Here is a 10,062-nt window from a genome sequence, read left to right as displayed (position 1 = left end):
CAAAGACTAACTTGCAAAACCTGTATTCCATAAACACTACTTAGTACTCTCTGGAACCAATAACAAACTGATACTAAGGAAGATCAATGTTTCTCTCAGCTATTTTATCGTCCGCACCGTCTTTAGCCATGACGTCAACTCTGTTCAATACCGAAGCTACAAAGACACGGAACTCATAAGTGCCAAGACCCGGAACTGCAAAGGGATTACCTTCAATAACCTGTATTTCTCCATCCGCGACGAACTCGATGGAAGCACAGAATGGCGAATTAACAACCACGGTGAATTTGTACTCGGAAATACCCAGGATCGGATAATCAGCGACAAACTCACAGGTTGCCTCTATAACTTTCAGGAGATCGAAGTTCTTTGAAACCAGCAGCTCGGCACCGCTGTATGCCATAACGGTTATTTCTTCGGCATCGAAATCTACGGAGTTCATCTCTATGTCTATTACTCCACCGACTGGAACGGCCATTGCAGGTATCGGTTCGGCCTCTGGATTGTCGGGGTAGGAGAACTCTACTCTATCGATATTGTCTGAGACTTCGATATGAACATCATAAATAACTGCGGAAGGCAAAGACCATTCTCTCTTTGGAGTAAATGTCGCAACCTTCAGGAAGGCTTCGCTATAATCCAGCTCCACCACTATCTCTGCCAGAAGATTACCATCGGCCGTGAAGGCTCTTATCAAAAGGAAATCCGCATCGTCAAGTGTGAAGAAATTGACGATATTGGCTACTCCACCGACTACTGGCGCTTCGGGAACAGGAAGCTCAGTATCGTCGTCAGGATAGGAGAACTTCAGTAGAGTGACTTCCGGATCGACTTCGATATGTGCGTCGTATCTATTTCCCAGCGGACTCTGAGCCTGGAAATCAAAATCGGTTACAAAGAAGACCTGCTTGAAAGTAGCGTCTATGGCATGATTGTCACGTATATCTTCAAGATTGTAGGTCTTATCGGTTATATCTGGATAACCGACTACATCGACGGGAGCCCCATCGACCGTTACCTGGTCAACACCGTAACCCTCATCGGGAGTGAAAGTGAACAGAAGATCATCTCCACAATCGACTACCGTTTCGCCTTCTGGATCGACTGCTCCGTTTTCTCCGGCTGTTGAAGTAACTACGTAGGTCTTGATGGTGAAAATCGCTACCAGATCAACATCGGCCTCAGCAGTGAATGTATATTCTGCGTCTTCGCTGACGAGAGTTTCACCCACGAACCAGCCTTCGAAGTCGTAGCACTCATCTGCTACAGCTGTTACTGTCACTTCTTCTCCGCAGTCGTAAGTGCCGCCTCCATCAACCACTCCGCCCTCATCGGGCTCGGCAGTGACGGTGACCCCGAACGTCTTAAGCGTGAAGACCGCTACCAGGTCAACATCTTCTGTGACTGTGAAGGTGTACTCTGCATCTTCGCTGACGAGAGTTTCACCCACGAACCAGCCGTTGAAGTCGTAGCACTCATCTGCTACAGCTGTTACGGTAGCTTCTTCTCCGCAGTCGTAAGTGCCGCCTCCATCAACCACTCCACCCTCATCGGGCTCGGCAGTAACGGTGACTTCGAACGTCTTAAGCGTGAAGACCGCTACCAGGTCGACATCTTCTGTGACTGTGAAGGTGTACTCTGCATCTTCGCTGACGAGAGTATCGTCCACGAACCAGCCTTCGAAGTCGTAGCAATCTGCGGGAGTAGCCACTACCGTGGCTTCAGTTCCATAAGCGTACACGCCGCCGCCAGTAGCTGTTCCGCCTTCTTCAGGTGTGACACTAACAGTGACAGTGTACTCCTGGCGGAAGTGCGCTACGAAAGCCCTGTTAGCGTTGACAACAAACTCGAGCGGATTGTCTGAACCAATTGGGGCTCCATTCTCAGTCCACTCAACGAACTTGAATCCCTCAGCAGCTACTGCTGTTAGTGAAGCTGTATCACCAAAAAGATATGAACCGGTACCTGTTACAATGCCACCATTTTCAGGGTCAACCGAAGCTTCTATATTGAAAGATTTCTTAGCAAAAAAAGCAGTCGCCAATATGGAATCTTTCAACTTGATTTCTTTAACGCTTTCGTTAAAGCTTCCCAGACCCTCAATTTCCCATTTCTCGAAATCATAGCCTTCTGCTGGCGTCGCTGTAAGTGTCACAATAGCCCCATACTTGAAAACGTGGGCACCTACATCAGGATCAGTTTCTCCTAAGCCCTGGATAGCCACAGTAAGAGTTACGTCAATCTTTTTTAGACATCCAGTCAGGAGAAAAGCAAGGCCAATAAACAGAATAAGAATCAGGAGAACACGAGACCGTCTTGCCACCTTGAACACCCCCTAAGAAGCGTTTGTTTGTCACGGTTTATATTTCCACGAACAACATCAATGATATCGTTTGAACATTTTGAACTATGCACCACAAACGCACACAAGCACCATTCTGATTTTATCACGTTTACAGAATCCATGTCAAATAAAATCCTCTATATTGTCTAAGGATAAAAACTCTCAATCCAGAATGCAGTACTCATCTTGAAAGATATTATACACTGTAGCTTTTCAAATACCAAACTAATATCCACTCAAAGACCGCTATATCTGAAGATTGAGTTTAACGAAAATTCTTGTAAGAAGTGTTGTTTAGCAGTCTTGAAATAGGACTCTATGGACCATCTGTTGAGATAATACAGAAAGATATCTGATATGCCCCCAAAAGTGAGACAAGTATAAAGAGAAAGTGTTGAATAAAGAGCTTTTCAATAGTGATGATTCACTGTGAATCATCACTTGCGAATCAGTAACTGAGAATACGGAGTCTGATCGGCGTTTCATAAGCGATGCTCGAATGAGGTTGAGATCGAGCATTCTAAGGCATTCATCTTCGAATCTGGCATTAAATGACTCGCTGAATCCATTCTGTTGCGGTTTGCCCTTCTCTATGAATTCATGCCTTATCCTAATCACTGGAAATGAACTGAGAGCTCAACAATCTCGAGATGGAGGACTGAGAAGAAGAACAGAAGGTGACCAGTCCGCTGGTGTCCTTGTGAGCGGACAGGAAGAGAGAACAGGAATACCCTTCAACAAACCTTCTCTGCTCTATCTCTGCTCTATACGGAAGAAGCGAACCAACCGACGACATCCGAAGTAATCTGTGATATTCGTGGTGGGCATAAAATAATCCTTTCGTATGGTTTGACCTCCACGAATATACGATGATTTCATGCCTTTTTCAGACAGTGTTCTATTTCCTTCTTTCTGTAAAGTCAATATGCATTAGGTTCGTAATGCATCAAAATTAAATCTACTCAAGAGAGAGTTAATGCATCAAAATAGAATCTATTCAAAATCGAATAGAAGGAGATTGAGAACACCTCCCTTTGAGTTAGATTTAGACTTCATTATCTGTATATCAACCAGTGATTCTTGAAAATGTGCTATATTACTCTTGAGTATATATAAATCTAGGGCTTCGTGAACCTTGCGAAGCTCATCTTTTTTTGTGGAGTCAATCCAGGGAGAGTTAAGAACTCTTTCGTAGGGAGTAGCGAACTTGTCGTATTTTTTCACTATTCTTGTACCATCTCTGGTCTTTTGGATCATCTTATGAGTAGGCTGGAAATGGTTGTTGTAGAGATTCAAGCTTGCATATAGCTCCTTCAAGATAGTCAGTTCCTCCAAAGTGTCGTATCTGTAATAGCCAACGGCCCTTCTGACCAAAGACCAATTCTTCTGTTCCACATGGGGATTATCGTTCTTGTTGTAACTCCGGGTTCTGGTAAAGACCAATCTTTCATCCAAGCAATACTTATACAAATGAGCATTAATAAACTCCGAACCATTGTCGGAATGAATTCCCAAAAGAGGGAAAGGAAGTAAAGCTCTCAATGCGATTATAGCTTCGAGGGTCCATCTTTGAGCTTTGTTCCTTATTGGTGCAACGACACTCCAACCACTGGCAACATCCACCATATTCAGGCTATAACAGAATTCTCCCGAACTATTACCTCCTTCGTGACCGACAAGATCCACCTCAACAAAACCTGGTTTTGTGTCATCCCATTCGTGATGAGTCTTTATCCTTATGTGTTTCTTCAAGAGAGTACCGGGTTTTGTATGTGACCTACCCTTCAGTTCCATCTTCTTCCTTTCACTTCGAAGAAGTCTATCCATTGTGGAGGAACTTATTTCCAAAAGCTTCTGCTTAACTTCTTCCCTCAAAGACAAATGACCATTCTTGTTCAGATTGTCTATCACCTCTTCAATAATCGCTTTGAATCTCTTGCCGCAAGGAAAGTCCAGGATCTCCCATATCTCAACAAGTTTTCTCAATACTTCCAAATCATATTTCTTCTTTCTCCCGCGCCTCTTTGTGAATTTGCTTCTCTTGTTCTTCTTAGAATAACCCCTCCTAAGTATTAATGATGCATAGCTCCGGTTGTACTCAGTTACCTCAGTAAACTCGTTAAGAATTCTACTCTTCTCCTTCTTTCCAGACTTTCTGTACTTCTTTGAGTATTTCTCGATCAGTCCAGTCATGTCTATTCTCTTCATCTTCGTGTCAACCTCTTTCAACTTGTCATTCGCGAAGATTATCCCCTTTACCCTTACCTTTCGAGTAGTTTCATTTTTGATGCATCGTTACCCTTTTCAAGTAGATTTTTTGTGATGCATATCGAGGTTGAGTAACTAAAGCGGATTTGGTGGTATAATTATTAGCAATCTTTACTTGACAAACTTTGTATGAATAACGGGGTGGCTGGATGAAAAAATACCTTCTGATTTCTTTCTCATTTCTCTTTGCAGTCTCGACTTTTTTTGCTTCAGTAGTTATAGATTTCTTCGGTGTAGCCACCTGTCAGGAGTGCTTCGAGGCCGAGATGTTGCTCGAAAGTTTGAAGTACGAAATCGACGACGATGTCGTGCTGAACAAATTCATGCTCACCGAGGCGAAGAACCAGGAGTTGAAGCTTAAATACGCCAGAGTGTACGATATTCCTGAGAACCAATACGATCTGTATCCTCTGATTTTTATAGGCAAAGACGCCTTCTATCCAGCGAACATGAACCCCGACGAGATACTGACGAGTATGCAAAATTACTCGCAGGAGGAGAGAGAGGCGAAACTGAAGGAGATCGAAGGGCTCGAAGAAGACGTGAGCCAGAGATTGAAAGACAGATATGAGCAGTTCAGCGTCATGGTGGTTCTCAGTGCCGGCCTTATCGACGGGATAAATCCCTGCGCTTTCGTGGTGCTGATATTCCTGGTTTCGTACCTCTATTACGTTGGCAGAGGCAGGAACGAAATACTCATTGCCGGTCTATTCTTCGCTATTGGCATCTTCGGCGCATATCTGGCGATGGGTACGGGTCTCCTGGGTGCGGTTGGCTATCTCGAGAGTATCTCGAAGATCTTTCAGCTAGTGTTTTACCCGGCGATGGCCATTTTCACAGGCATTCTTGCCGTTCTATCTATCCTGGATTTTTACAGGATGCACTACAAAGGAAAAAAGGCCGTTCTCGAACTCTCGGCAGGTTTGAAGAAAAAGACCCACGACATAATACGCAAAAATGCCAGGGCGAAAACCATCTGGATCGCTTCACTCGTAACGGGTGTTCTCGTATCCTTCGTTGAGTTCATGTGTACCGGGCAGGTCTATCTCCCGACAATAGTCTATGTAATCAACAGTGCAGGGGTATCGGCCGATGCGCTCGGTTTCCTGGTGATCTACAATCTCGGCTTCACCGTGCCTGTAATCGCCATAACGCTTATCGCGTATTTCAGTTCTTCGACGAAAAAGATCCAGGAGTACATGACATCTACGAACGCGGCCGCAAAGATCAAACTGATCATGGGTGCCCTGTTCACCGTGTTTTTTATTATAATGCTCAACATAACGTTCAGAACATTTAATGTAATCAAATAAATAAAAACGGCAACCTTTGAGGTTGCCGTTTTTTATCCCTGTCAGTGCTTTATTCTTCAGTTTCTTCTTCAATATCATCTATGTCGGGGAGTTCCTCAGGCTCTTCAACGGTCGTGGCCTCGCTTGACTTAGCCGCTAGCACCGATGCGTCAAGTCCTTCTCTACCTTCGAGAATGGCATCGGCCATCGTGTGTACTATCAGCTGGATCGCCCTTATCGCGTCGTCGTTGCCGGGAATAATGAAATCTATTACATCGGGATCGCAATTGGTATCGGCTATCCCGACCACTTTTATTCCGAGTTTGTTTGCCTCGGCGACTGCTATCTCTTCCTGTTTGGGATCGACTATAAAAATCACGTCGGGAAGCTTTTGCATCTCTTTTACGCCGTTAAGGTTCTTTCTTAGCTTTTCCAGTCTCTTGTTTATCATGCTCTGCTCTTTCTTTGGCAGGGCCGCAAGCTTTCCGCTAGTCTCCATTTCTTCGAAGTTCTTCAGTGCTTCTATTCGTCTTTTAATGGTGCTGAAGTTGGTCAGCAAACCACCTAGCCAGCGGTTGTTGACATAGAAAGAACCGCTCCTCTTGGCTTCCTCCTCGACTATTTGCTGGGCCTGTCTCTTGGTTCCGACGAAGAGAAACGTTGCGCCCTCCTGGGCACGGTTTCTCACGTGTTCGTAGGCCTCTTCGATAAGCTTGAGAGTCTTTTGAAGATCCACGATGTAGATTCCCTTTCTCTCACCGTAGATGTAGGGTTTCATTTTCGGATTCCATCTTCTCGTCCTGTGACCGAAGTGGACACCGGCTTCAAGAAGTTGTTTCATAGATACTACTGCCACGTAAACACCTCCGATTTGGTTTGCCTCCGGCGCGTGCCATGGATCGACCCCTTTCGAGGCACCGGGATCCAAGCGCTTATTGCCGTGTGTTTTTCTCGTCTTTGACGAGTTCTCTGTATGTGTATCTCTTCGCATTCAACCAGAGATCTTCGAGGGAATAGAATTCCCTTCCCTTTTTGCTGAAGATGTGCACTATGAAGTATCCTCCGTCAACGACCATCCAGTCGTAGCCTCTGCCTTTATCGTAGTACACTATCGGGATACTTGCCTTTTCCAGATATTCTAGAACGGCCTCCCTGAGAGCCTCCATGTGAGGATCCGAGTTGGCCGTAGCGACTACGAAGTAGTCGGAAAGATTGGAGACTTTCGAGACATCTAGTATTACTATCTCTTCTCCCAGTTTTTTGTCAAGAATTTCTGTGATTTCTTTTACTATATCGTCCAAATCAAACTCTCCCATTTTTGTCGGTTCGCCGCTCATTCTACAGTGACGCTTTTAGCCAGATTCCTCGGTCTGTCGGGATCGTACCCTCTCGCTACGGCAACATGGTAGGCAAAGAGCTGGAGGTACGGTGACATCACCAGCGGATAGAGGGGCGCTGAAACCTTCGGAACTTCTATTCTGCTGTTCACAGCCCTCGAGACCTCTCTGTCGCTTTCGCTACAGATTGCGACTACCTTGGCATCCCTGGCCCTGGTCTCCATTATGTTGGAGAGCATCTTGGCCTTGAGTTCATCTTCGGGGATTATCGCGAAGACGGGAAAATCTCTATCCAACAAGGCTATGGGTCCGTGCTTCAGCTCTCCGGCCTGATATCCGCTGGCATGGATATAACTGATTTCCTTTAGCTTGAGAGCCCCTTCGAGTGCCGAAGGGTAACTGTAACCCCTTCCTATGTACATGAAGTGCCTGAATTGGTAGTATTCTCTCGCCAGTCTCTGGCATTGCTCGTCGGCCGAGGCCAGAACGCTTTCGAATACCGTGGGCAAGCCTTCTATTTCGTTCACCAGTTGTGATATGACCTCTGGATTTCTTTTGTTGAGCGCCAGCGACGCGCCCAATAACAAGAGCACCGCCAGCTGAGCGACGTAAGTTTTCGTGGCAGCGACGCCGATCTCCGGACCGGCGTTTATGTATATGACCGCATCGCTTTCTCTGGATATAGTGGATCCGACGACGTTGGTGAGCGAAACAACCTTTGCTCCGGATTGTCTGGCCTTTCTTATGCCCTCGAGTGTGTCGGCAGTCTCCCCCGACTGCGATATGGCGATCACGACATCTCCTTCGCCGAGCGGCAAGTTTCTGTACCTGAACTCCGAAGCTACGTCTATCTCGGCTCTTATGCCGGCGTAATCCTGAACGAAACGCTGGAAAACAAGCCCGGCATGGTAGCTGGTTCCGCAGGCCAGCACGGTTATCCCTTTAATTTTCGTTAAATCCTCGCCCATCTTTTCGAGCTCTCTGAAATGGGGCAGTTTGCTCTTTATTCTTCCAGTGATAGCATTTCTTAGTGTCTGGGGCTCTTCGTATATCTCTTTCAACATGAAGTGAGGATATCCACCCTTTTCTGCTGCGTCCTCGCTCCAGGTGATCCTCGTAGGGGCTTTGACTTTGGGTGTGCCATCCAGTTTCAAGATCTGCACGTTTCCCGTTTTTATTACGGCCAGCTCCCCGTCTTCCATGAAATGTACATCTCTCAGATACTTGAGCAAAGGAGTGACATCCGAAGCCATGAATCCCCCGCCCTGCGTGGCGCCTATGACAAGGGGGCTGCCCTTTCTTGCCGCGACTATTATATCGGGATGGTCCTGATGCATCACACCTATCGCGTACGCGCCTTCAAGGTCAACCAGCGTGTGTCTCAAGGCGGTGATCAGGTCTCCCCTGTAATGGTCCTCGATGAGATGGGCTATAACTTCGGTGTCCGTAGAGGATTTGAATATATGACCGTTGCTTTCCAGGGCCGTTCTCAGCTCATCGAAGTTCTCGATTATGCCGTTGTGAACGACGGCGATCTTTCCTGTACAGTCAGTGTGTGGATGGGCGTTGAAATCCGAAGGTTCTCCGTGCGTTGCCCACCTGGTATGGGCCATGCCCTGAAGTACACCGGTGCTCATCATATTTCCCAGATGAGACTCGAGAACATCTATCTTACCGGCAGACTTTTCCACTCTCAGGCCTTCGTTTGTTCTGAAGGCTATGCCGGCCGAGTCGTAACCCCGGTACTCCAGCTTCCTTAGCGCATCAACGAGTTTCTTGATCGTTAAGTCGCCACCCACCATTCCAACTATTCCACACAAATCACTTACCCCCCGAATCTCTTTCCAAGTTTCTCAACAAGCTCCCTTTTGACACCTTCGTACGCAACTCTAATGGCGTTTTTTATGGCGAGAGAGTCGGAATTTCCGTGAGCTTTGGAGACCACTCCACTGACTCCCAGTATAAAGGCCCCGCCGTACTGGCTGGGATTCATGGAGTCTCTGAGCCTCCCTAGGGCCTTTTTCAGCAATAAAGCGCCAATGAGACCTGCAATTCCACTCTTTTTTATCTCTTCTCTTAGCCTTTGAGAGATGAGTTTTCCGGCCCCTTCGATGGCCTTCAGAGCTACGTTGCCTTCGAACCCTCCACTGACTATAACGTCGACTTCGCCGAAGTTTATATCTCTTCCCTCGACGTTTCCTACAAAACTGTCTCCCAGTTCCGACTTCAAGTAATTAAAGGCCGTTTTGGTCAGATCGGTGCCCTTCTCTTCCTCCTCGCCGACGTTGAGGAGCCCCACTTTGATCGGCTCTCTTCCCAGGAATCTGGCGTACTCGTAACCCATAAGTCCGAAATCCCTCAGGTGTTCGGCCCTGACTTCGGCGTTCGCACCGGCATCTATGAGGATCGTATAACCGTTTTTCGAAGGTATTTTGACGGCGATCGCGCCTCTTTCGACACCCTTGATCCTTCCGATAACGAAAAGCGACGCGACAAGGACACCGCCTGTGTTTCCGGCCGATACCATAGCATCTGCAGTGCCCTCCTTTACCTGAAGAGCCGTTATATACAGGGAAGTCTCTTTCTTTCTCAACAAAAGAGAGGGCTTTTCAGACATTGGAAAGACCTCTCTTGCATCGATTATTCTTATTCTTGAAGCCTCCGGATATCCTTTCAAACCGGGGGAAAGTTCCTCTTGCCTGCCGACCAGAAGTATTTCAAGGTCTGGAAACTCCTTCAGAGCCATAAGAGCGCCTTCAAGATTCACTTTCGGCGCTTTGTCTCCTCCAGCAGAATCGAGCGCGATCCTCACGCCAGGCAT

General features: G+C 46.7%; 8 protein-coding genes. 1 reads left to right on the top strand and 7 read right to left on the bottom strand.

What is annotated here, in order from left to right:
* Positions 1-73: 73 nt before the first annotated feature.
* The 3 genes from MESINF_RS08820 to MESINF_RS08810 form a co-directional block, all read right to left on the bottom strand.
* Complete coding sequence (locus tag MESINF_RS08820; RefSeq protein WP_169699476.1) at positions 74-2,323, bottom strand: InlB B-repeat-containing protein; 2,250 nt, start codon at positions 2,321-2,323, stop codon at positions 74-76.
* Positions 2,324-2,638: 315 nt separating this feature from the next.
* Positions 2,639-2,962 (bottom strand): integrase core domain-containing protein, encoded by a 324-nt coding sequence (locus MESINF_RS13785; RefSeq protein WP_169699475.1) that lies wholly within the window; start codon positions 2,960-2,962, stop codon positions 2,639-2,641.
* 375 nt (positions 2,963-3,337) lie between these two features.
* Positions 3,338-4,537, bottom strand: a complete 1,200-nt coding sequence (locus MESINF_RS08810) for a DDE-type integrase/transposase/recombinase (protein ID WP_169700981.1) — start codon at positions 4,535-4,537, stop codon at positions 3,338-3,340.
* 224 nt (positions 4,538-4,761) lie between these two features.
* On the opposite strand from MESINF_RS08810, the gene MESINF_RS08805 reads away from it, so the two are divergent.
* Entirely contained in the window at positions 4,762-5,925 is a 1,164-nt protein-coding gene (locus MESINF_RS08805; protein ID WP_169699474.1) for a cytochrome c biogenesis CcdA family protein, read from the top strand.
* Between the two features lie 49 nt (positions 5,926-5,974).
* Here the strand turns inward: MESINF_RS08805 and rpsB are convergent, their stop codons facing one another.
* From rpsB to plsX, 4 genes are all read right to left on the bottom strand, one after another.
* Positions 5,975-6,745: a 30S ribosomal protein S2 gene (gene rpsB / locus MESINF_RS08800; RefSeq protein WP_408631273.1), complete on the bottom strand. Its 771-nt coding sequence runs from the start codon at positions 6,743-6,745 to the stop codon at positions 5,975-5,977.
* A gap of 91 nt (positions 6,746-6,836) precedes the next feature.
* Entirely contained in the window at positions 6,837-7,205 is a 369-nt protein-coding gene (gene rsfS, locus MESINF_RS08795) for a ribosome silencing factor (protein WP_231936694.1), read from the bottom strand.
* 32 nt (positions 7,206-7,237) lie between these two features.
* The gene (glmS, locus tag MESINF_RS08790) at positions 7,238-9,061 is read right to left on the bottom strand and encodes a glutamine--fructose-6-phosphate transaminase (isomerizing) (RefSeq protein WP_169699471.1); all 1,824 of its coding nucleotides are present in this window, start codon (positions 9,059-9,061) and stop codon (positions 7,238-7,240) included.
* Between the two features lie 5 nt (positions 9,062-9,066).
* Entirely contained in the window at positions 9,067-10,062 is a 996-nt protein-coding gene (plsX, locus tag MESINF_RS08785; protein WP_169699470.1) for a phosphate acyltransferase PlsX, read from the bottom strand.

Origin of the sequence: Mesotoga infera (assembly GCF_900157305.1) — a bacterium.
Taxonomy (GTDB): Bacteria; Thermotogota; Thermotogae; order Petrotogales; family Kosmotogaceae; genus Mesotoga; species Mesotoga infera.
This window is presented reverse-complemented; position numbering and strand designations above follow the sequence as displayed.

Excerpts from the sequence above, each read along its gene's own strand:
- MESINF_RS08810 (WP_169700981.1), bottom strand. The coding sequence starts at position 4,537 with ATGACTGGACTGATCGAGAAATACTCAAAGAAGTACAGAAAGTCTGGA.
- MESINF_RS08805 (WP_169699474.1), top strand. The coding sequence starts at position 4,762 with ATGAAAAAATACCTTCTGATTTCTTTCTCATTTCTCTTTGCAGTCTCG.
- rpsB (WP_408631273.1), bottom strand. The coding sequence starts at position 6,745 with ATGAAACAACTTCTTGAAGCCGGTGTCCACTTCGGTCACAGGACGAGA.
- plsX (WP_169699470.1), bottom strand. The coding sequence starts at position 10,062 with ATGCCTGGCGTGAGGATCGCGCTCGATTCTGCTGGAGGAGACAAAGCG.